Here is a 21,923-nt window from a genome sequence, read left to right as displayed (position 1 = left end):
TTGCCGTCCGGGCTGAACGCCACCGAGTTGACGTTGTCGGTGTGGCCGGTGAGGGGGCGGCCGATGGGGGTGCGGGTGGCCACGTCCCACAACCGCGCGGTGTGGTCACTGCTGCCGGTGGCCAGGAGTTTGCCGTCCGGGCTGAACGCCACCGAGTTGACGTTGTCGGTGTGGCCGGTGAGGGGGCGGCCGATGGGGGTGCGGGTGGCCACGTCCCACAACCGTACGGTGTCGTCATCGTCGGCGGCCAGGATCTTGCCGTCCGGACTGAACGCCACCGCGGAGACGACGCCCGTCGGGTCGTTGCGGTTGGCGAGGGGGCGGCCGACGGGGGTGCGGGTAGCCACGTCCCACAACCGTACGGTGTCGTCATCGTCGGCGGCCAGGATCTTGCCGTCCGGACTGAACGCCACCACGGAGACGGCGCCCGTCGGGTCGTTGCGGTTGGCGAGGGGGCGGCCGACGGGGGTGTTGGTGGTCACGTCCCACAACCGCACGGTGTTGTCAAAGCTGCCGGCGGCCAGGAGTTTGCCGTCCGGGCTGAACGCCACCGAAAAGATGCTGTCGGTGTGGCCGGTGAGAGGCGTGCCGAGGAGGGCGCGGGTGGCCACGTCCCACAACAGCACGGTGTCGCCATCGTCAGCGGCCAGGATCTTGCCGTCCGGGCTGAACGCCACCGCGAAGACGCCGCGGCCGGTGTGGCCGGCGAGGGGCTGGCCGCGGAGGGTGGCGGTCTCTTCCCGGGTGAAGGCGTAGTAGGCGCGGGTGAAGGTGTAGTAGGCGGCCGGCAGGGAGGCGGCCAGACCTGCGACGCCCAGCCCGGTGAGCAGGCGGCGGCGGGACAGGACCCGGTGCGGCGCGGCAGCGACCTGCTCTCGCGGTGCAGATGCAGGCGCGGACCGAGCCCCGAGATCGGGAGAGCCGGGTGTGTGCAGGGCCGACGCGTGGGGTGCTGGTTCGGTGGGCGCCGGTTCGGTAGGTGGGGGGGCGTGAAGCCGAGTAGCTGGTGCGGACGCGGGGGGCCGGGCTGGCGGAGGCGCCTGGGCGGTGGGGGCGGCTAAGCCGGTTTCGATGGCCTGTCGCATCGCCGCGGCATCCCGGTGGCGCTGTCGGGGATCCTTGGCCAGCGCGGTCGCCAGAACCTGGTCCCAGAAGGGGGCCAAGGCCGGGCTCAGTTGCGAGGGCGGCAGCGGGGTCTTGTGCAGGTGCTGGAAGAGCACGACGGCAGGTGAGTCCCCGGTGAAGGGCGGCCGACCGGTGAGCAGCTCATACAACACGCATCCGGTGGAGTACAGATCGGAGCGGGCGTCGGCGGGCTTGCCGTCGGCCTGCTCGGGCGACATGTAGGACGGGGTGCCGATCCGCATCCCGGTGGCGGTCAACCGGGTGGCCGTCTCTGACATGAGCTTGGCGATCCCGAAGTCCATCACCTTCACCCGCACCCGGCCGCCGGCGCGGTGGACCATGATGTTGGCGGGCTTGATGTCGCGGTGCACCACCTCCCGACCGTGACTGTGCTCCAACGCCTCCAGGACCGCCACCACGATCCGCCCGGCCTCGTCCGGGGCCGGCGGCGCCTGGCGCAGCAGATCGGCCAGTGTCCCGCCCTCCAACAGCTCCATCACCAGATACGGAACCGGATCCCCGTCACCGATGTCCTCACCGACGTCGTAGACGGTCGCGATGTGGGGATGCGACAAGCCCGCCGCCGCCCGCGCCTCCCGGCGGAACCGGGCCCGGAAGTCCTCATCGCGCAGCATCTGCGCGGGCAGCACCTTGACCGCCACGATCCGCTCCAGCTCCCGGTCACGCGCCCGGTACACCACCCCCATACCGCCGCGCCCCAACGGCTCCAGCAGCTCATACCGTCCCGACAGCACTCTCACCACAACACCCCCATCCCGCCACCCCTCTATGATCCAGACCAAACTACGGGCAAGAGCGCAAGCCGGCGTCTTGGCCACCTCGGCGACTCCGCCGCCTACACAGCACTCGCATAACGCTGACCAGCAGCTGTGTCACCCCGCGGCCCGTTTCTGGCGGATTCCGTGGCACCCCAACAGCGCCAGCGCGCGACGACCTGGTCGATGAGAACGAGGACCAGGAGGACGAGGGCAACGTACATCGCCTGGTGACGATGCACCGTTGCATCTGGGATGCTCGGGGTCTGGCGCCGAGCTACATGCGGCGGCGGAATCGGTCAAGGGCGTCGGCGTGGCCCGACATCTCAGAGCGCATCTTGTCCATGGTGTCGGCGTGGTCGGTCAGCGCTTCGGTCAGCCCTTCGGTGTGCGCGGCCAGGGCTGACGCCTGTGCTGCTGCGAGGTCGTGACCATGGCGAAGCTCGCGGTAGATCGCCTGCAACATCAGCAGTTGTGCGGCGGCAACCCGTTCAACTGGTGTCTGCGCGGCCAGGTCGGCCGCCGTGGTCTGCTCAAGATCGAGGCTGCCGATGGCCTGCGCAGCGAACTGGTAGAGCATGTCGCCGACTTCACGGTCACCCTGAGGCTCATCTGCCGCAGGGGAAGGCTTGGAGGTCTCCACGGGCCGACGGTATCCGGGCCCAAGGCAGAAGTCGGGGACAGTTTGCCGAAGTGGTCTTACCGAGGGGCATCAAGAGCGCCCGACGCGAGCCGCGCCGGGCGCTGCCTGGCGGATCGGCCGGCCGGGCGTGCGGCTCTTCGGCCGGTCCCGGCCGCCGCCCGCCAGGCAGCGCCCAAGGGAGATCGACGGCTGCTCCGGGCTTCGGCTGACTCCCGCCCTGCCTCTCCGGGAACATGAGCATGCTGGCGTGCGGGGACGGCCTCAACGCCCGCGAGCCCCTCCACTGGGAATCGGCATGAGGAGTTGGACCATGGCACCCAAGCGGCCCGCAGTCCCCCGCCTGCTCGTCAGCGACAAGACCGCCGCCACAGCCGAGAACGCACGGATCCATATCGCCGTGACCACCGGGAGGGAATGGCTCAAGACCAGCATCCACGACGCGATCTTCGCCGTCGGGCTGGCTCACATGGACGAGGTGATGGCCATGCTGAACGCTGCCGAGGCAGAGGACGAGGTCTAATCCTCCAGCAGTCGCGGGCTTCGCGGACAGACCCACGCCCGCGCCCGCGACGACCTGCGCAGACCCGGCGTTGCCGGATGACGACCGGTCCCGCTGGAACAGCGGCTAGCCTCTAGATGCCTGGTCAGGGCGCGTTTTCGGCTCTAGGGGAGCCTCTAGACCTAGAGGGGTCGGCCTCTAGGTCTAGAGGCTCCCGGTCAGGCCCGCCGGTCAGTCGAAGAGCTGGACGACGGTGACGTTCTTGACCCGGTCGTAGCTGTCGACGATCAGATACCAGTAGTCGTCGTAGGGCACCTGCAAGGTGAGGGGGCTGTAGTCGAAGAACCCGCCGTGGTACTCGTAGGCATCCTCATCGAGGTACGCCTGGTATTCCTCGCTGTCCATCAGGCAGACCCGGGCGGTTGACCCGCGCCAGTCCACCTCGAAGCAGGCGCCGGCCCCGGTTTCTCCAAGGTCCCAGTACAGATGCCGCACACACCATTAGTAGCTGGCCACGCACCGCGCGGGAAGCCCGCTCATCTCCAAGGCATGGGGGGCTCCTCCCACAAGAGCGGACCGTCCGGCCAGTCGGTGACCGGGTGCTGCTGAGCATCCAAGAGCCACGTCGAAGGGACCTCGTAAGAGCCGGTGATGTCATCGCCGGCGGGGACAAATGTGGCGCCGGTCTGCTCTTCCCCCACGACTTGGGCGTGCGCCGCCGTGCTGATGGCTCCGGCAAGGTCCATCATGGACTGCCACGCCGGCCAATGCCCGGGGTGTGCCGTGTCGGGATCTCGCGTCAGCCTGCTGGAGACGGCTGGTGCGCTGGTAGTGCTCGGCTGCTCCGGGACCGGTTCGCTCAGGCCTGATGGAGGTGGCCAGGGCATGCCGAGCCGGCAGGAGAAGTGGTCGGCGCAGACGTCGTCCAGTAAGCGCGGAGGGTGCTCGGTATCGGAGGCTGAGGCAGCCGAAGGTATGGCCGGCGGCGATACGGCCTGGCTGGTGATCTTCGCGATGGCCTCGGGATGGCCGATCTCGGCGGCGAGCCGGTAGAAGCAGCGGGCGATGCTGGCCCTGGTGGCACCGCCTGCCTCCAGGGCGCAGCCGTGCCGGTAGGCGACGTCGGCGGCCTGCGTGCGCGGGTCCGGGGCGCTCTGCAGCGCTAGGGCGGCTTCGTGTCCGGCATCGGCGGCACGGCGGAGCCAGTCCATGCCGTCGTGCCCCCAGCCGCGCAGCAGGGTGAACAGCGCCAGGTGAAAACACGCCTCAGCGTCACCGTCCAGAGCCGTGCGGGCCAGGCGGGCGGCGATGCGGCCGTGGACGTCGCGGTAGCACTGGATCACCTCTTCGGCGGTCAGATGATCGGCCGACAACATCGTGGCAGGGCCGGCCGTGGCAGGAAGGACAGCTGATCGGCCCGGTGAGGCGCTCGCCGGCTGGTCGCCGCGTCGGGCGTGGAGCAAGCGGGTTCTCCAGGTCTCCAGGTCCATCGGGCCGAGATTCAAGTTTCCTTCCTGGGCCGCCTGATGGCAGGCCGAGACGTAGGAGGCCACCCAGATCCATGCGGGCAGGCGACGTCGTTTGCCGCTGAGGATCTCCTGGGTGGTGCTGGCGGCCAGTTCGCGGCCCTTGCTGCCGTTGGGCAGCGGGTTGCGAGACAGCATGCGCAGGTGGGCCAGGGCCGGGCTGCCGGCCTGTTCCCGCAGCTCATTGAGCTGGGCGATGAAAGCGCGGTGGGCAGCGCTCTGCTCGTTGGTCATCGTTCGTGATCGATTCGTGATCACCGGATGGGGGGGTAGTCACGCCGTGAGGGAGGGGGATCAACGAATCGTGACGGCAGTCATGTTGCCACCGATACGGGGCAAGCCGCGCGCCGATCACACATTCGACTTTGTTCGGTACGGCTCGCCTTCTTGCAGGCCAGCCCACACGGCGTGTCCCGGTGGACCTCGACGAACCCCGAAGGAGTCCGAACGAGGTCGAACGCCTGAGGGCCCTGGACGGGGGCGGGGTTCAGGTCGCCACCATGTCGAGCGGACCGCACCGACATCGTTCGACACCGTTTGAGCCGCTGGTGACGGCACGTCGAGGCCGTGCATCGTGAGCGTCGCACGCCGGGCCTGCGTGCCCGACGACTTCCCCCTTCACAACGTCGTGAGGAACATCATGAACAACAACCGGGGACTGTGGGTGGCAGTGATCGTCACCGCTGGTCTCTTTGTCGCCTTCGCCGGCGGCGGCCTCGCCTGGCTGGGAGGCACCCCCGCGCCGCTGGCCGTGCTGGCCGGAGCGGCCGGGTTCGCTGGCTTCGTCGGCCTTGCCTTGGCTGTCATGACGTTCCTGGCACGCGCGCGGGACTGATCTCATGGCCGCCCCCACTCGTTCCCGTCCCGGAAGATTCGCTAGCTGCCCGGGAGCCGCGATGAGCTCGCCGATGACCCCGCCTACGTTCGCCTGCCAGCAGATGCCCGGCGTCACCGTGATCTCGGTGGCCGGAGACCTGGAGGCCGTCAACGCTGACCGGCTGGACGCCTTCATCACCCGTGCGCGCTGTCGGCCGGGCGACCAGGTGGTGCTCGATCTGAGCGAGGTGCCGTTCATGGCGCAGTCCGGCCTGCGCGTGCTGCTCAACGTCCGTGCCCTGACCCGACGGCACGGCGGTGACCTCCACCTGACCGCCCTGCAAGAATCACCCGACCGCCTGCTGGACACCACCGGCGCCAGGCCTGTGCTGACCGTGCACCGCAGCGTGGAACAGGCCATCCTCGCGGCCCTGAAGGCCGCTAATCCACGTGACGAAAGGCTGTGACCATGTAGGTATGGGGCTCCGCCCGGGCGCCGCGGCCGCGGTGCGCTCACAGGCACCAAGGCGACGCCCGCTGCGCGGCTGCGTACCCCGTCGGCCACCTTGACGGAGCGGTTGCCTTGGCCTGCCCTGGCACTGGGCCGTCGACCGGTAGATGTGGCCGCATGAGCAAACACACCCCATGGGACAAGGAGGCGGCTGCCCGCGTGCAGTCCGCGGCCGCCACGAAGCCCGACAGCCCCAGCGCCCGAGACGGCCTGGACCGCGAGGCGCAGTCGCGAGCCGACAAGAACGAGGATCAGGAGGAGAAGAGGCAGGGCGGCGACGCCGCCTGAGACCACCGAGTCGAGGGTGAGGCACCTTTGCATCTGTGATGTACGGGGCGCCGCGTTGCCGAAAGAGCAGGCACCGGCGTGGCCCTCGTCCCTGGTGTCGACGCCCGTCGTACCACAGAGGTCCCCGCCGACATGCGGTAGCCGGCGCGGGGACATGACATTCGAGCTGCCGTCAGCTGCGGTGTCGATCTGAGGCTCCTGGCCATGTCCTGAACGGCGGCGTACCGTGGCGGCGTGACGACCGACAGCGATGCCTGGGACTCCAGCCACCAGCACAACCTGATTGATCTGGCCGACGATCTGGCCGAGCTGGACGCAGCGATGCTGGTGCAGCTGGACCCGGTCGATCGGGCCCGCCAGGCGCACGCCCGGGAGGCGCTGTGGGTGTACGCGGACGCCATATGGGACGCGGTCAAGGCCACCAAACCCGGCGAGGGAAGCCCCGCGACGCGCAACCCCTACAACTGCGTGGCCGCGCTGCGTGACTTCGCCGGCGAGCTCCACGCCGCAGCGGTGCAGGCACAGCGGGCGGCCGGCGACCCGGAGCACGACGACGACGGTCCGGGCGATGTGGACATGTGGGCCGAGCACCGGACCAGCACTGGCTGCGGCCGCCCTCGCTACACCCTGCCGGACCGTGCTCCCGATGCTTGAACGCCCTACTCGCCGGTAGAGGCAGGCCGATCGGCAGACTTCGATTCCCTCCTCGGTGAGCCGGGGCCGATATGACCATCCGCATCCAACCAGTCCGCAAGTCGCGGCTCCGATCATGCCGCTATGCACGTGAACAAGATCGCCTGGTCGGCGGCGCTGCTCGCGCTGACCACGACGCTCGCCTCCATCACCACCCCGGCGGCCGCCGCGGCCGCTCCGATCGCCTACAACAGCGACTTCAACGGCGACGGCTACAACGACCTGGCCGTCGGCATGCCCTCCTACCCGGCCGCCTCAGGCACCAGCAACACGGGCCAGATCACCGTCCTGTACGGCGGCCCGGACGGCTTCACCGGACGCTCCCACCTGCGGCCCGAGCCCGGATGCATGCTCTACTCGATCAACACCCCTTGTTCCGGATGGGGCGCGAGCATGGCCGCGGCCGATACCGACGGCAACGGCAAGACCGACCTGATTTCCAGCGGCTACCGATCGCGCCAGATCCACTCCTGGACCAGCGGCAATGACACCACCCGCCAGATCGAGACCGGCGTCAGCGACATGGAGTCGCTGGTCTTCGGCCTGGCCGACCATGGCGACCTGCGTCCCGACATCGTGGGGATGTACCGGGCGGGCTACGTGCAGGGGCTTGGCGGCTGGTACAACGGCGGCCCCTTCGAGACCAGCCGGTTGAGCCCCACCCGCGCCCTGTCGGCCCGGTCGGCGGCCATCGGCGACATCCACGGCGACGGCCGGCTGGAGATGATGTGGGTGGGCTCGGACAACTCCAACGGCACCGGCCCGTACCTGTGGTACAGCGGCGACATCCGCAACCCCTCCCCGGACCCGCTCGTGATGGGCAGCCCGCAGGCGTGCCAGGCCGCACCGGGGACAACCAAGCTCGCCTGCCCGCAATACGACTCCAAGGTGACGCTCGGCGACGTGAACGGCGACGGCTACCGCGACCTGGTGATGATCACGCCGAGCACCGGCACCATCGACGTCTGGTACGGCGACAAGTACGGCGGCGGCATGTACGGGGTCGGCTTCACCTCCCGTGACCTGAGCTGGCTGACCCCGCTCTCGCCCAGCATCTCCAGCCGCATCCCGAGCCTGGCCACCGGCGACTTCAATGGTGACGGCGCGGCCGAGATCGCCATCGGCCTCCCCCACGCCAAGGTGTCGGGCCTGGACCGGGCGGGCGCGGTCGCCCTCATCCCCGGCTCACCGACCGGACCGGTCGTGTCCCGCACGCAGCTCATCACCCAGGACGGCATCGCGTCCCCCGGCAGCGCACCCACCGCCGACCCCGTCAGCGAACAGTCGGTTGCCGACGACACCTTCGGCGCGTCAGTCTCGATCATCGACTTGACCGGCGACGGCAAGGGCGAGCTCGTGGCGGGCGCGCCCGGCAAGAACAGCGGCCAGGGAATGCTGGCCGTCCTGCCCGGCACCGCCACCGGCGTCCCCTCCGCCGGCCAGGTCGTCCATGCCGCATCAGTGGGGCTCACCGAGGTCGGCCGGTTCGGTTACACCCTGCTGCACTGACCCACCCGACACGGCCGCCTGCGGCCCGATCATCGCGCCGCGAGACCGCAGGCGGGCTCGTAGGCCTCCTGGTCGAGGTACGCCTGGGACTCGTCGCTGTCCATCAGGCAGATCCGTGTGGTCGTTTGTGCCCGGTCACCCGCTGAACAGCGGCGCGATGGCCGGTCGTAGCCGTCCGGTCCTGGGCTCGCGTGGCTGCGTGGCGTCCCCACGCAAGGCCGTGCTCGGATCGACGGTCGTCGGGGCCTACCGAGGCCCATCAACGCCAAAGGGCCGCCGCTGACAGCGACGGCCCTTTGGGGATCGTCTCGGCAGAGCCAGGTAGGTCGGTTACCCGGCTACCCGGTCTTGCGGCGCTGGTCAGGGGTGTGCAGCTTGGCGACCGGGGCGATCGGCTCGCCCTGGGTGCGCTTGTGGCGCATGCGCAGCTGGCGCCAGGCGGTCACCCACACCTGGACATCGGACTCGGAGTTTGAGCATGCCCAGATGAAGGCACGGACCAGTTTCTCCGGCGGGAGCCGGGGTGAGTTCAGCGCCTCGCACAGGCTGCTAGCACCGAAGGCCTTGCCAGAGCGGCGGACCAGTTCGCGGTAGCTGGGCTCGCCGGCCCAGATCCGATAGTCCTTCATCAGCTCGACGAACTGCATGGGGGTGCGTGCGGTGAGCGGATCGGGCTTCAGATCGTTGAAGCCCTTCAGGTCGGCGATGGCGCCGCCGGGCCGGTCGGCGGGGCCGGGCTTCGGCGGGGGTGTCGGAGTGACGATCAATTTGGTGGGTTTGGGAGCCAGCACGCCGAAGCCCTGCGGGGGGAGTTCGATGGTGATCTGGGCGTTGTCGTTGAGCAGTTCCTGAAGCTGCTGGACGGCCTGGATGGCGTTGCTGGACGCGCGTCCCATCAGGGCCATCAGGACTCCTTGGCCGGGGAGTGCGAGGCCAGGCTCTGGGTGGTGGTGACGGCCACGCTGGTGGTGCCAGCCACCAAGAGCAGGACGGTTTCGGGCGGGTAGCCGAGGAAGAGCAGTGCCACCGTGAAGATGATCACGATGATGAGGATGGCGATCCCCACGCGGGGGGAGCGGAAGCGGATCGAGAACATTGGGTACTACCACCTGTCTTCACTAAGAAGGTCGACCACGGAACGCGCCCCGAGGGTTGGCGATCCCGGACCGACGCCAACCGGCCGAGATCAAAGGGGCGTTGAATCCATTTTTAACCGACGCCGGTGCTGCCGATTTGAGGAAGTGCGGGAGGGCCGGCAGGCGTGCCGGTACGACCGTTTGGCGGTGTTCGGAGATGTTCGGAAGCGTTCGGCCTTGCTCGGGGCAGTACGGCCCCGTGCGAAAGTGCGGTGCAGGTTCCCACCATCCCTTTTGTCCGGCTTCAATAGAAGGCGCATGGAGCGCTGGAGGAACCCAGAGTCCTTGCGATGCAAGTTGCACGACACGTTGCATACGCTGCGTGCGTCCGGGGAATCCGCCTCGACCACGGAACACCTCGACATTTGGGGCTCGCTGCGCCAACAGCGAGCCCCTCGTCATGACCGGCCCTATGGCCGCGCCCGCACGCTTGACTCATCCCGCCACTGATTCGCAGCCGCCGCCTGGAAGTCTGCTTTGATGCGGCACCCGGCTGGCGAAGGGCCGCCGAGAGAGTGAGCAGGCGAGCCTGTTGGGCTTCCCATTCAGCGGAATGGTGTCCAGCCCCTCCACAGCGCGAGCTGGTTACCGCTCGATGGGCAGAGCGGCAGTCGGGGAACGGGCCAAGCTCCGCTTTTCGCCCCGGGATTCTCGCCGTCCTGAAAACGGTCGTTTTCGGGACGCTCTTTCTTGGCCCATCGTAAGGAGCCAGCTGGATGGGCACCCAGCCTGCTCGCGGAGATGATCATGCTCGCCACAGTGCTATCTGAGAATCCGGCGGTGGCTGGCCGCCGGCTGTGGCTGGTTCTACGGTGAGATTCTGTACATCGTCGGCGAGAGGGGATCAGCGTGGATCCGATCGTTTTAGCCGCCGGCACCGCGCTGGTGACCGCCATGGCCACTGACGCCTGGCAGTCGGCCCGTGATGGCGCGGTGGCGCTGTGGCGCAAGGTCCGCCCCGAGCAGGCCGAATTCGTCGAGGCGGAGCTGGTCGAGGTGCGCGAGCAGGTGCTCGAGGCCCGCCGCGACGGCGATGCCGACACCGAGCAGGCGCTGGCCGGGTCCTGGCAGGTCCGGCTGCAGCAGTTGCTGCGCGCTGATCCGTCGCTGGCGGGCGAGCTGCAGCGGGTGCTGGACGAAGTGCTCACCCCGGCGCTGGAGCCGGCCGATCAGGAGCGGATCGGCTCACTGGTGATGAAGGCGAAGGCCAGCGGTCACGGCCGCGTCTACCAGGCCGGCCACGACCAGACCATCCACGAGCGGTGACCTTATCCCCGGCGTGGCCGGACGAGCCCGAGCACCGGCAACCGCAGATCCGGATGGAGGCCACCGCTTCCGGACATGCCCGGGCGTACCAGGCCGCGCATGACCAGTTCATCAACGAGACGGTGCTGCCCGAGGCGGTGCTGAGGCCGGTCACTGAGGTGGTCGCGCCGCCGCGGTTGGTGAATCTGCCCCGGCACACGCGCATGTTCGTCGGGCGCGGCGATGAACTGGCCGCGCTGGCGGCGGCGTTGCGGGGCGGTGGTGAGGTGGTGGTAGCCGCGGTGCATGGGCTGGGCGGGGTGGGCAAGTCCACGCTGGCGGCACACTACGCGCTTGCGCAGGTCGCCAGGCGTCCCGCGTGCGGGCAGATCGGGGAAGCCGGCAAAGGGCTGAATCCGGTGTGGTGGATCACTGCCGATTCGGGCCCTGCGGTGGAGGCCGGACTGGCGGGCTTGGCGACGGCGTTGCAGCCGGAGCTGGCCACGGTGTTGCCGCTGGAGACGCTGGCTGAGCGGGCCACCGCGTGGCTGGCCGCCCATGACGGGTGGCTTCTGGTGCTGGACAACGTCGTCGACCCCGTCGATGTGCGGCCGTTGCTCGAGCGCACGTTGGCAGGACAGGTGCTGGTGACCAGCCGTCTGGGCGAAGGCTGGCGCCATCTGGATGCCCACGTGCTGCGTCTGGACGTGCTGAGTGAGCGGGAAGCGATCGAGTTGCTGGCCCGGCTCACCACTCCCAGCCTGTCCCGCGACCTCCTCCAGGCCACCCTCGATCGGGAAGACCTGCCTGTGGCATTGGATGGGGGGGTGGACCTGGTGCGCGAGCTGGGACATCTGCCACTGGCGATCGAGCAGGCGGGCGCCTACCTGCACCAGACCCGGCTGACCCCACGTGCCTACTTGAACCTGCTGCGCGACCAGCCGGCAGTGATGTACGACCGGACCGCACGCGGCGCCGACGCCGAGCGGACCATCGCTCGTATCTGGCGCTTGACCCTTGACCAGCTGACCGGCGTCCCGCTGGCCGGCCAGGTGTTGCGTGTCCTGGCTTGGTACGGCGCCGAGCCGATCCTCCGTCCCCTGCTGGACGGCCTGGCCGCCGAGGCTCTGGACGTGCAGCACGCCCTGGGCGAGCTGGCGGCCTACAACATGATCATCCTCAGTTCCGAAACGGTGACCGTGCACCGGCTGGTCCAGGCCGTCGCCCGCACCTCCGATCCCGGTGATCCGCACCGACAGGCGGCCGCGATCGACACCGCCCGCGATCAAGCCACCAGCCTGCTCAACGACGCTCTCCCGCATTCGGCAGGAGACCCCATCGGCTGGCCGACCTGGCGAGCACTCCTACCGCACATCACCGCCCTGACCGACCGCATATCCCCCGGCACCGAGACCGCCGACACCGTCCGCTTGATCAACCAGGCAGGGCTCTTCTTGGACGATCAGGGTGCCATCGGCCACGCGATCGCTTGCTTCGAACAGGCATGCACAGCGAACGAGCGGATGTTGGGCGTCGACCACCCCGACACGCTGATCTCTCGCAACAACCTGGCCGGCGCCTATGAGTCGGCGGGGGATCTGGGCCGGGCCATCCCCTTGTTGGAGCGGACGCTGGCCGACCGGGAGCGGGTGCTGGGCGCCGGCCACCCCGACACGCTGACCTCCCGTAACAACCTGGCCTACGTCTATCGGGCGGCGGGGGATCTGGGCCGGGCCATCCCCTTGTTCGAGCGGACGCTGGCCGACCAGGAGCGGGTGCTGGGCGCCGACCACCCCGACACGCTGACCTCTCGTAACAACCTGGCCGGCGCCTACGAGTCGGCAGGGAATCTGGGCCGGGCCATCCCCTTGCACGAGCAGACGCTGGCCGACCGGGAGCGGGTGCTGGGCGCCGGCCACCCCGACACGCTGACCTCTCGTAACAACCTGGCCTGCGCCTACGAGGCGATAGGGGATCTGGGCCGGGCCATCCCCTTGTTCGAGCGGACGCTGGCCGACCGGGAGCGGGTGCTGGGCGCCGACCACCCCTCCACGCTGACCTCCCGTAACAACCTGGCCTGCGCCTACGAGTCGGCAGGGGATCTGGGCCGGGCCATCCCCTTGTATGAGCAGACGCTAGCCGACCGGGAGCGGGTGCTGGGCGCCGGCCACCCCTCCACGCTGACCTCCCGTAACAACCTGGCCTACGCCTACGAGGCGATAGGGGATCTGGGCCGGGCCATCCCCTTGCACGAGCAGACGCTGGCCGACCAGGAGCGGGTGCTGGGCGCCGACCACCCCGACACGCTGACCTCCCGTAACAACCTGGCCTACGCCTACGAGTCGGCAGGGGATCTGGGCCGGGCCATCCCCTTGCACGAGCGGACGCTGGCCGACCGGGAGCGGGTGCTGGGCGCCGACCACCCCGACACGCTGACCTCCCGCAACAACCTGGCCTACGTCTATCGGGCGATAGGGGATCTGGGCCGGGCCATCCCCTTGTATGAGCAGACGCTGGCCGACCGGGAGCGGGTGCTGGGCGCCGGCCACCCCGACACGCTGACCTCTCGTAACAACCTGGCCTACGTCTATCGGGCGATAGGGGATCTGGGCCGGGCCATCCCCTTGCACGAGCGGACGCTGGCCGACCGGGAGCGGGTGCTGGGCGCCGACCACCCCTCCACGCTGACCTCCCGTAACAACTTGGCCGGCGCCTACGAGTCGGCGGGGGATCTGGGCCGGGCCATCCCCTTGTTGGAGCGGACGCTGGCCGACCGGGAGCGGGTGCTGGGCGCCGACCACCCCGACACGCTGACCTCTCGCAACAACCTGGCCTACGTCTATCGGGCGGCGGGGGATCTGGGCCGGGCCATCCCCTTGTATGAGCAGACGCTGGCCGACTGCGAGCGGGTGCTGGGCGCCGATCATCCTTTGACGAAGATGGTGCGGGCCAACCTGTCGGCGCTCGGATAACCCGTTTCTCAGATGTGATCTTTCTAAGCTGGTGATCTCTGATCGCTGGTGAGCTCTCGGGTTTGCCCGCTGTCGCGCAGTTGCCGCAGGTCCAGACTGTGGTTGTACAGCGTCCCCAATGATACGCCGAGCAGCTTGGCGATCGAGGTGATCGAGTTGGCCGGGTTGGGCAGCATGTCGCGGGCGGCGCGCAGCAGTTCGGGGTGATGACGGTTGGGCGGCCGCCGGTGCGGCCGCGGGCTTTGGGCGGCGGCCAGTCCGTCGCGGGTGTCGGCGACGATGAGCTCGCGGATGAACTCGGCCAGGGCGGCGAAGACGTGGAAGATGAGGCGGCCGCCGGGGGGTGTCGGCCGGAATCGGCAGAAGCGCATCGCGAGGGGCTAAGGCGGACAGGTAGGAAGGGCCGCGCTGGATGCCGCCCGACAGATCTGCGCGGTGGATCCGGACGCAGACGACCTTCCGTAATCGAGTCTGGCGGGTTCATCTAACGACCGTTTGCCGAACGCGCGCCGGATGGGCCGGTGAGGCGGGGGCGTGGGGCGCTGTGTCCGTTCCGGGTGTTCATTTGGCCGTTCATTTTCTGCCGGAACCTGTTACTGTTCAGATTCTTCACGCGCGACGTTTGATGAACGGAAGGCGGTACCCGTGGCGCTCATCGGCCTGGTCCGAGTCAGCACCGACAAGCAGAAGACCCAACGCCAGCACGACGCCCTCGACCCGATCTGCCTGAAGGTGTTCGAGGAGAAGATCAGCGGCAAGCTCGCCACCGACGATCGGCCCGTCCTGCTGGAGGCGCTGTCCTACATTCGCCACGGGGACATGCTGACCGTCCAGGAGGTCGACCGGCTCGGCCGCAACCTCCTGGAAGGGCTCATCGTCCTCAACGATCTGTTCCAGCGCGGCATCGCGGTCAAGGTGCTGGAGGGCATCGCGGCCGGCGAGCACACCGAGCGCTCCCTGATCCTCGACCTGGCCCTGGCCCTGTCGGAGGACCGGCGCCGTGACATCGTCCGCAAGACCAAGAACGGCCTGGAGGCGGCCCGCCGCCGCGGCCGGGTCGGCGGCCGCCCCCCGGTGGTCGACGACGACAAGCGCGCCGCGATCCTCGCCCGCCGCGGGCGCGGTGAATCCATCCGCACCATCGCCGCCGGCGTCGGCGTCTCGGTCGGCGTCGTCCACAAGACCCTCACCGACGCCAAAGAGTCGTAGGCTGGCCCTTCGCTCAGTCGTGCGAAGGGCCCAAGTAGCGGGCGTTACCTCAGGTCAAAGAGGTCCGATGGGGAGCTGACCCACACCTCGTAACGGTGTGCCGCCAGGACCGGAATCGAGTACGTGGATCCTTTCCGGCGCTCTCCCCGCCCATCCGCCCCTCCTCCCGCGCTGCGGCCGCCGCGTTCGATGTGGTGGTGGGCTCTTCCTGCGGCGCTGCTGGTCGGTGCGGCGGTCTGGGGCGTCAGCGCCTGGCTGTTGCAGGATCTGGGCACGCTGCCCGTTCCCGAGCGGATCTCCGCCCGGATCGAGGCCGTCCGTACCGCGCTGGCGGCCGGTGCTGGCGTCGGCGCCGCGGTGACGCTCCTGCTGGCTTGTACGCCGTCAGCGGCACCAGGAGCTGGCTACCGCGCACACCACGCACGACGCCGCCGAGCGCCGGGTGACCGAGCTCTACACCAAGGCCGCCGAGCAGCTCGGCAACGCCCAGGCCCCGGTCCGCCTGGCAGGCCTGTATGCGCTGGAGCGCCTCGCCCAGGACACCCCGGCGCTCCAGCAGACGATCGTGGACGTGATCTGCTCCTACCTGCGCATGCCCTACACGCCGCCGCCGGACGGGGCCGATCCGGCCGGGACCGCCGTGCCGCGCGCCGCCGTCGCCGGCGTCCCCACCCCGGCGACTGGCCGCGATCCACAGGAGGAACGCCAGGTTCGGCTGACCGCCCAGCGCATCCTCACCGCCCACCTGCGCTACGACGACCCCCCTGCACCACGCCACTGGTGGCCCTCTCGCCGCCCCGACCGCAACCCGCGCCACTGGCCAGACATCCGACTTGACCTCACCGGAGCCGTCCTCATCGACTTCGATCTCTACCGCTGCCGCATGGGCACCGCCGTGTTCGGCAAGGCGACCTTCACCGGCGACGCCCAGTTCGGCAAGGCGACCTTCACCGGCGACGCCATGTTCGACAGGGCGACCTTCACCGGCGACGCCTGGTTCGGTAACGCGGCCTTCGCCAGCGACGCCTGGTTCGGCAAGGTGACCTTCTCCGGCGATGCCCGGTTCGGCAAGGCGGCCTTCACCGGCACGGCCGGGTTCGACGGGGCGACCTTCGCCAGCGCCGCCTGGTTCGGCGAGGCGACCTTCTCCGGCGATGCCCGGTTCGGCAAGGCGGCCTTCACCGGCACGGCCGGGTTCGACGGGGCGATCTTCACCAGCGCCGCCAGGTTCGGCAAGGTGGCCTTCAAGGGCTTGGCCGGGTTCGATGGGGCTACCTTCACCGGTAACACCGCATTCGGCGAGGCGACCTTCTCTCACACAGCCTGGTTTGGCGGGGCGACTTTCACCAGCGCCGCCAGGTTCGACGAGGCGACCTTCTCCGGCGACGCCATGTTCGGCAGGGCGTCAGGGCTGGAGGCGGCGCAGGTGACCGGTGTGCGGGTCGCGCCGGTGGCCGCGGGCGCGCGGCGGGTGTGGCCGCCGTGCTGGCGGGTGGAGGAGACGGAGGACGGCTGGCAGACGCTGCGCGTGGTGGCGGCGGGGGACGGCGGCGGTCAGACGGCGGAGGGCCAGGCAGGGTCGGCGGGTTGACATAAGGGCCGATATCGAGCACCACGACCTGAGAAACGTGCTGCTGATCGTTATCGAGCCTGACTATCCGTCATGTTCGAGCCGAAACCAGCCTGCACCTCGCATCGCCCCTCGGGCTCACCTCGCTGAAGAACTCTCGTCGAGGAAGGGGGCTCTTACCGCTACGGCAGCGACTCCTTCACCTCCTATAACTACTTTCTGTATAAAGTCAATTACAGACAGTTAAGATTCTGGAGGGTCATGCGTCTCCCCCTGCGCCACGCGGTACTCGCGCTGGCACTACTGGCCACCTCTCTCGCCGGCGCCGGACCCGCCCAGGCGAAGGCGACCCGCCAAGCCGTGCCCCCGCCCCTGCTGCGGGCGGCCGTCGCCGACCTGACCGTCGCCACCGAGAACCGGGAAGGCTACAAGCGCACCAGCTTCAAGCACTGGGTTGACGCCGACGGGGACGGCTGCTCGGCCCGCTACGAGGTGCTGATCGCCGAGGCCATCGACCCTCCCGAGGTCGGCCCGAGGTGCGCCCTTGCCGGGGGCGTCTGGTACTCGTACTACGACGATCAAATCGTGACAGACGCGACGAAACTGGATGTTGATCATCTCGTATCTGCACCTACAGCGAGCTGAGAGCGGCAAAAGCCAAGGCCCAGCCGTCGACGGCATGGTGCCCACAGGGCTCGTCGTGAAGCTCAAGTGGCCACCGCTCCTGACATCTGACTTGTGAGCGGCTGCCCCGCGCTTGGCTACCAGTACTCGGTGATACTGCCATCGGCGTTGATCTCCTCGCGGACTGTCGCCGCGTGACGTTTCCAGACAGGCATTTCCGCTTCGGCAGTCGCACGGAGCCAGTCAGTGAAGGAGGCATGGCTGCGCACGGGAATGTCGCCGTTCATGCCCTCCGAGTACGACCAGACCTCGGGGTCGGGCCCGGTGCCTCGCGTGAACTCGAACTGGTAGCCCTGATGCATGGTGAAGACGCGGTCGGTCGGATCGAAGCGGAAGGGCGAGTCGTTCTCCTCCAGTAGCTCGCGGGCAGACTCTCCCAGTCCGAGAGCACGGGGGTGGTACACGTCTTCCCCGCGCATGAAGCGCCCGGCCCCACCGCCTATCAGGGACAGGAACTCTCGGTAGGCATCTGCCATCGGAGCCTGCTGATCATGCTCGATCTCCAGTACAGCCTCGGCCGACAGCCTCTGAAGCTGCTCGGGGCGGGCTGTCGTGCCGTCCGTGATGGCATCGACGACCGCACGGACCCGCTGCGCCGCAGTCAGCATGCCGGGTTCGTTCCAGGCTGCCAGCCACCGCTCTGCCTGCGACGGTACGGCTGAGTTCGCTTCGCGGCGTCGCTTCCACCACATCCGGTACGCCTACCCCTTCGATGATCAACAAGACTGCGAGCCGACCTGGCCCAATCCAACGGTCTCACTGACGCGGTCGCCCACAATCAGGCTGGCTTGACGGCTTGACCTCATGCGCTGTGTACCAGAGCGTGAGGTTTCTCGGTACGTCAGGCCTCGTAGCGGGCCAAGCGCCTTCGTAGCTCCAGGTTCTCCCCCTGAGCTACTTGCAAGGCCTTCCGAAGGCTCTCAACTGCTGCCCGGTGTTCCTGCTGCTGACGTGTGAGGCGTGCGCTCAGTGCCCGCACGGCGGCTGAAGTTGACCGGCCATCGGAAGAGCCTGCCGACCTCGTCGGAGTTGGCCCCGCCTTGGCGCGGTGCCGTTCAATCCGGGTACGGAGTTCTGGGCTGCGGTAGAGGAAGTCGGTGCTCACTCCGGCCCGGCGGGCCACGGCGGTGAAGCTGATGGACTTGCCTGCCTTGGCCAGCTCGGCGAGGGCGGCGCGGGCGCGCTTGCCCGCTTCCTCGGTCCGCGCGCGGGTGGCCCGGCGGAGGTGTTCGGGCAGGGCGGTCATGCGGTGGGCTCCTGTAGTTGGGGGCGGTCGGGCGAGCCTGCGCCGCGGACGGCGCGGAGGCGGCCGTCCTCGTGGACGGCGACCTGGTCCAGGGCGACCAGGACCTTGGTCAGGGCTCGGGTCTCGGTGAGTCGGCCGGCGAGCCAGATGTTGTCCTCGCCCATCGGCTCGCCGTGGCGGGCGGTGAACTGAGCTTGGCGGCGGGAGATGAGGCTGTCCGTCTGCACGAGCTGCTGTTGGAGCTCGTCGCGGTGGCTGGCGTCGGTGACGAACTTGTCACAGGTCAGGCAGGCGTTTCCCTTGGCACAGACCTGGCGGGGCGGCAGCATGCACCAGCCGTTCGGCAGCACTCGGTCGGCCCGTTGGTCGAGGTGGAGCATGTCGTAGAGGTCGCTGGGGTCCACCTCGGCGGTCCGGCCGTCGGCGGTCACCTTCTTGTAGCGGAGGAACTCGCGCTCGGCGGTGACGGCAAGGGTCTTGGCGTAGTGCATGGTCATGGTCGGGGTGACGTGGCCCAGATAGCGCATAACGACGTGGATGGGGACGCCGGCGTTGATCAGGTCGGTCGCCCGGGTGTGCCGGAAGGTGTGTGTCCTGGAAATCTTGACCGCGCGGCCGACGCTGTCGTTGATGGCCAGTTTCTCCGTGAGCGTGGCGAGTCGTTTGTGGAACGTCGCCGAGGCGTAGGGCCGCAGTCCCAGCCGGTTGTTCTTGGTCTGCAGGAACAGGTAGCGCGGGTTCGTTCCCTCCGGAGCGCCGTGGGATGCGATGAATTCACGAGCCCACTGCTGCTGGAGGCGGACAATGTCGACGATCTCCTGGTCGACGGGGATCGTCGGCGGATCGTTGCCGGTGATCTTCGTCTGCTGATAGCTGAGCTGCGCCACGAAGCCGTCCGGCTCTTTGCCGTCTTCCCTCCTCGTCTTCAGCAGCGGCAGCAGCGGTTCGAAGTCCATCATCAGGACCTCGTTCATGCGCCGGCCGGTGCGGAGCAACAGCATCAGTGCGTGGAAGGCCTGTCTGTCATCGAGGCCGTCTTCGTCCTTGGGGGCCGCGAGCACGCCGGAGCCTGCCGCGATCCTGCTGATGACCTCGTCCTCGAGGGCCAGGTCGTCAGCGAGTTGATTGGTGAGTCGAGGCTTGTCCTCGAGCCGGAACAGCACCGTGTGCTGCAGGCCGAGACCGGCCCAGCGCCGGTCTCGGAGAACCGAGGCCGCCTCGGCACGGTTGTCGTACATCCAGCGGTAGAAGGCCTCGATGGTCACCAGTGGACCTCGCCGGCTGTTCCCGGAGAGTCTGCCTCCCTTGTTCGGACCGGTCATCGCGGTGTGGCTGTTGAGTGACTCCACGAACCCGAGTAGCCACGGCCTCAGCTTCTCCGGCGAGTCCACGAGTTGGGGACCGGCGCAACCCGCCTCGTCGATGTACCACTGGAGCCACTTGAGATGGTCCAGCCGGCTCTTCACCGACGACCACACGTACCGCTCCGTCGAGAGCTGAACCGACAGCCACCACTTCGCGGCCTCGCGGAACCAGTCCGTGGTCAGTTGGCTGAAGTTGGCAACTGTGCGGCCCTGCGGCTCGTGCTCACGCTGGGGGATGCGCCCGTCCAACGCCGGGTTCCAGACGTTCAGGCGCCACCACTCGCCACCGTGGTACGCGTGGGCGAGACGGTCTTGCAGGTGCTTGAGCCCGTTCTCGACCCATGCCGGCAGGTAGGCGTTGGCGGTGGTGTTCGTGCGCATCAACGCGCCGCGGACCTCCCTGCCCCATTCCTCGTGTGTCAGAGCCGTGAGCGAACGTGCCGCCTGCGCCGCCGGAGTGCCGTGCGCGACCGCGAGGACCAGCCCACGCCGCAACTCCCCCAAGCGCAGGGTGTTGACGCTGTACCCATCGACGACCTGCTGGTGGATGCACCAGGCCAGCTCCCACAGCATCGGTTCCGGCAGCCCGCGCAGGCTCAGGGACTGCGTGACCCAGCCCCGACTTTTGTTGATCGTCCGCCTCGTGAATGCTTCCCCGTAGTCCACGGGCATGTTGGCGGAGTCGAAGTGATCCCGACGGTGGGCCTCCGGAAGACTCTCCCAGAGCTGCCTCGCCCGTTCCTCGCTGAACAGGTCGGCGATCGAAAGCCGAGGGTCCCGCTTGTCGCGACGATTGCGTTCCCGCGCTCTGGGCAACTCCGGGCGGGCGAGGGACGCCCGCTGCACCGGGTCAACGCTCATCATCGGCTCCCCACGCCTTCGTGATCCTCTCCCAGTCGGCACACGCCCTCAGCTCGGCGTCCTCCGTGACATGGGCGTAGGTGTTGATCGTGGTCTGGACGTCGGCATGCCCGAGCCTCCGGCTCACCACGTGCATGGGAACCCCGGCCAGCAGCAGCGCGGTGGCGTGCGTGTGCCGATACCAGTGCGGGGTCAATCGCTCCGGAAGGCCGGGAACCCTCCGCTTGACGGCATCCAGATGCTTGTAGACACTCTCGGGCCTGAGCGGGGCGAATCGACGGCCCCGGTGCAGGTTGCAGAAGATGTACGCGTCGTCCCAGTCGTCGAGTTCGACGTCCGCACCGGCCTCACACAGCGCCCACACCCAATCCCCGTACAGGCGGTCCAGGGCGGAGCCGACGAAGACGCGCCGGTAGCCGCTCTTCGCCCGCAGCCCGTGCGGGTGGTCCTCACGATTCACGACCTCGACCTGGGCTGTCGTGCCCGTGCCGGTCTTCCAGTCGCGGTGGCGCAGGCCGAGCGCCTCACCGAGCCGGAGCCCGGTCTCCTCCAGCAGGGTCCACAGCAGCCGATAGCGCAGCTCGCCGACCCAGGTCCCGTCCGAGGATTTCCAGGACGCCTCCGCCTCCCGGATCGCCGCCATTTGGCCGGGTAGCAGCACGGGTACCGGTTTCGCCCGCACCCGGACCTTGACGACGCTCGAACGGCGGCCGCTCTGCCGGGCCACGTGCTCCAGGAACGGCAGATAGCTACCCGGGCGGGTCCGCACCGTCTCGTAGAGGCGGCCCGCGACCTCGACGCCACGCGCCGCGTGGTACCGGTAGAGCCCGAGAACCGCCCTCATCCGCGCCGCTACTGTTGCGTCCGCCGCACGCTTGTGCGGTCTGAGCGCCACAACGTCCTCCCCGACATCGCCTCGTCGCAACTGGCCGACGAACGTGCCGAGGTCCGTCACCCCGATCTCATCCCAGGACTGGGACCTTTGCTCCAGGAACGACCACCACAGAGCGAGCCCGCGGGCGTACGTCTTGACTGTATTGGGTGAGCAGTCAGTAGATCTCAGGTACTCCAGATACTGCTCCACGGGTTCGGCCACGCGGAAGTCGTCACCAAGAACCGTCCACGTGACACCCTCTCTCGTCGCCACCCGCTGCGTACCGGCCATGGCACCCCTCCGTCATCCCTGTCAGCGGCACCCCACCGCTGTATCGGATAACGCACCGCCCACATGAAGGACACGGCTGACCACC

Annotated in this window: 22 protein-coding genes; 11 read left to right on the top strand and 11 right to left on the bottom strand. The window is 68.7% G+C overall.

Going from position 1 to position 21,923, the window contains the following annotated elements; all coding sequences use genetic code 11:
* Window positions 1–1,886 (bottom strand): protein kinase (locus AB0J46_RS46790; RefSeq protein ID WP_364342268.1); only part of this gene is annotated, 1,886 nt, incomplete at its 3' end.
* Window positions 1,887–2,178: 292 nt separating this feature from the next.
* A complete protein-coding gene (locus AB0J46_RS46785; protein WP_364342265.1) occupies window positions 2,179–2,544 on the bottom strand; it encodes a hypothetical protein in 366 nt (121 codons plus the stop codon).
* Between the two features lie 310 nt (window positions 2,545–2,854).
* Here AB0J46_RS46785 and AB0J46_RS46780 point away from each other — a divergent pair, with 310 nt between their 5' ends.
* The gene (locus tag AB0J46_RS46780) at window positions 2,855–3,064 is read left to right on the top strand and encodes a hypothetical protein (RefSeq protein ID WP_364342262.1); all 210 of its coding nucleotides are present in this window, start codon (window positions 2,855–2,857) and stop codon (window positions 3,062–3,064) included.
* 210 nt (window positions 3,065–3,274) lie between these two features.
* Here AB0J46_RS46780 and AB0J46_RS46775 read toward each other — a convergent pair whose 3' ends face one another.
* Together AB0J46_RS46775 and AB0J46_RS46770 are read right to left on the bottom strand one after the other, a co-directional pair.
* Window positions 3,275–3,538 (bottom strand): DUF1883 domain-containing protein, encoded by a 264-nt coding sequence (locus AB0J46_RS46775; protein ID WP_364342259.1) that lies wholly within the window; start codon window positions 3,536–3,538, stop codon window positions 3,275–3,277.
* A gap of 41 nt (window positions 3,539–3,579) precedes the next feature.
* Window positions 3,580–4,803: a hypothetical protein gene (locus AB0J46_RS46770; protein WP_364342256.1), complete on the bottom strand. Its 1,224-nt coding sequence runs from the start codon at window positions 4,801–4,803 to the stop codon at window positions 3,580–3,582.
* A 340-nt stretch (window positions 4,804–5,143) separates the two neighbouring features.
* On the opposite strand from AB0J46_RS46770, the gene AB0J46_RS46765 reads away from it, so the two are divergent.
* The 5 genes from AB0J46_RS46765 (at window position 5,144) to AB0J46_RS46745 (ending at window position 8,386) form a co-directional block, all read left to right on the top strand.
* Window positions 5,144–5,404, top strand: a complete 261-nt coding sequence (locus AB0J46_RS46765) for a hypothetical protein (RefSeq protein WP_364342253.1) — start codon at window positions 5,144–5,146, stop codon at window positions 5,402–5,404.
* 73 nt (window positions 5,405–5,477) lie between these two features.
* Window positions 5,478–5,852, top strand: coding sequence for an STAS domain-containing protein (locus AB0J46_RS46760; RefSeq protein ID WP_364342250.1), 375 nt, complete (start codon window positions 5,478–5,480; stop codon window positions 5,850–5,852).
* A gap of 161 nt (window positions 5,853–6,013) precedes the next feature.
* Window positions 6,014–6,184 carry a hypothetical protein gene (locus AB0J46_RS46755; protein WP_364342247.1) on the top strand — a complete coding sequence of 57 codons (171 nt, stop codon included), beginning with the start codon at window positions 6,014–6,016 and terminating at the stop codon, window positions 6,182–6,184.
* 234 nt (window positions 6,185–6,418) lie between these two features.
* Window positions 6,419–6,838 (top strand): hypothetical protein, encoded by a 420-nt coding sequence (locus AB0J46_RS46750; protein ID WP_364342244.1) that lies wholly within the window; start codon window positions 6,419–6,421, stop codon window positions 6,836–6,838.
* 123 nt (window positions 6,839–6,961) lie between these two features.
* Window positions 6,962–8,386 carry an FG-GAP and VCBS repeat-containing protein gene (locus tag AB0J46_RS46745; RefSeq protein ID WP_364342241.1) on the top strand — a complete coding sequence of 475 codons (1,425 nt, stop codon included), beginning with the start codon at window positions 6,962–6,964 and terminating at the stop codon, window positions 8,384–8,386.
* 338 nt (window positions 8,387–8,724) lie between these two features.
* On the opposite strand, the gene AB0J46_RS46740 is transcribed toward AB0J46_RS46745, so the two are convergent.
* On the bottom strand, window positions 8,725–9,291 hold the full coding sequence (locus AB0J46_RS46740) for a hypothetical protein (RefSeq protein WP_364342238.1): 567 nt from the start codon (window positions 9,289–9,291) through the stop codon (window positions 8,725–8,727).
* Window positions 9,291–9,482 carry a hypothetical protein gene (locus AB0J46_RS46735; RefSeq protein WP_364342235.1) on the bottom strand — a complete coding sequence of 64 codons (192 nt, stop codon included), beginning with the start codon at window positions 9,480–9,482 and terminating at the stop codon, window positions 9,291–9,293. The genes AB0J46_RS46740 and AB0J46_RS46735 overlap by 1 nt, the downstream gene beginning before the upstream one ends.
* A gap of 889 nt (window positions 9,483–10,371) precedes the next feature.
* Between AB0J46_RS46735 and AB0J46_RS46730 the strand changes: the two genes are divergently transcribed.
* Window positions 10,372–10,788, top strand: coding sequence for a hypothetical protein (locus AB0J46_RS46730; protein WP_364342232.1), 417 nt, complete (start codon window positions 10,372–10,374; stop codon window positions 10,786–10,788).
* Entirely contained in the window at window positions 10,785–13,739 is a 2,955-nt protein-coding gene (locus tag AB0J46_RS46725; RefSeq protein WP_364342229.1) for a tetratricopeptide repeat protein, read from the top strand. Before AB0J46_RS46730 ends, AB0J46_RS46725 begins: the two co-directional genes overlap by 4 nt.
* 23 nt (window positions 13,740–13,762) lie before the next feature.
* On the opposite strand, the gene AB0J46_RS46720 is transcribed toward AB0J46_RS46725, so the two are convergent.
* Complete coding sequence (locus tag AB0J46_RS46720; protein WP_364342226.1) at window positions 13,763–14,110, bottom strand: hypothetical protein; 348 nt, start codon at window positions 14,108–14,110, stop codon at window positions 13,763–13,765.
* Window positions 14,111–14,384: 274 nt separating this feature from the next.
* Between AB0J46_RS46720 and AB0J46_RS46715 the strand changes: the two genes are divergently transcribed.
* The 3 genes from AB0J46_RS46715 to AB0J46_RS46705 all read left to right on the top strand — a co-directional run bounded on the left by AB0J46_RS46715 (window position 14,385) and on the right by AB0J46_RS46705 (window position 17,163).
* Window positions 14,385–14,948, top strand: coding sequence for a recombinase family protein (locus tag AB0J46_RS46715; RefSeq protein WP_364342223.1), 564 nt, complete (start codon window positions 14,385–14,387; stop codon window positions 14,946–14,948).
* Between the two features lie 442 nt (window positions 14,949–15,390).
* Window positions 15,391–16,539 carry a pentapeptide repeat-containing protein gene (locus AB0J46_RS46710; RefSeq protein ID WP_364342221.1) on the top strand — a complete coding sequence of 383 codons (1,149 nt, stop codon included), beginning with the start codon at window positions 15,391–15,393 and terminating at the stop codon, window positions 16,537–16,539.
* A gap of 240 nt (window positions 16,540–16,779) precedes the next feature.
* Window positions 16,780–17,163, top strand: coding sequence for a hypothetical protein (locus AB0J46_RS46705; RefSeq protein WP_364342218.1), 384 nt, complete (start codon window positions 16,780–16,782; stop codon window positions 17,161–17,163).
* A gap of 116 nt (window positions 17,164–17,279) precedes the next feature.
* Here the strand turns inward: AB0J46_RS46705 and AB0J46_RS46700 are convergent, their stop codons facing one another.
* From AB0J46_RS46700 to AB0J46_RS46685, 4 genes are all read right to left on the bottom strand, one after another.
* Entirely contained in the window at window positions 17,280–17,810 is a 531-nt protein-coding gene (locus AB0J46_RS46700) for an SMI1/KNR4 family protein (RefSeq protein WP_364342215.1), read from the bottom strand.
* Window positions 17,811–18,043: 233 nt separating this feature from the next.
* Entirely contained in the window at window positions 18,044–18,448 is a 405-nt protein-coding gene (locus AB0J46_RS46695; RefSeq protein WP_364342212.1) for a DUF6262 family protein, read from the bottom strand.
* Entirely contained in the window at window positions 18,445–20,676 is a 2,232-nt protein-coding gene (locus AB0J46_RS46690; protein WP_364342209.1) for a site-specific integrase, read from the bottom strand. Before AB0J46_RS46690 ends, AB0J46_RS46695 begins: the two co-directional genes overlap by 4 nt.
* Window positions 20,663–21,838, bottom strand: coding sequence for a tyrosine-type recombinase/integrase (locus AB0J46_RS46685; RefSeq protein WP_364342206.1), 1,176 nt, complete (start codon window positions 21,836–21,838; stop codon window positions 20,663–20,665). Before AB0J46_RS46685 ends, AB0J46_RS46690 begins: the two co-directional genes overlap by 14 nt.
* Window positions 21,839–21,923 lie beyond the last annotated feature (85 nt).

The organism is Nonomuraea sp. NPDC049758 (genome assembly GCF_040674635.1).
GTDB lineage: Bacteria > Actinomycetota > Actinomycetes > Streptosporangiales > Streptosporangiaceae > Nonomuraea.
This window is presented reverse-complemented; position numbering and strand designations above follow the sequence as displayed.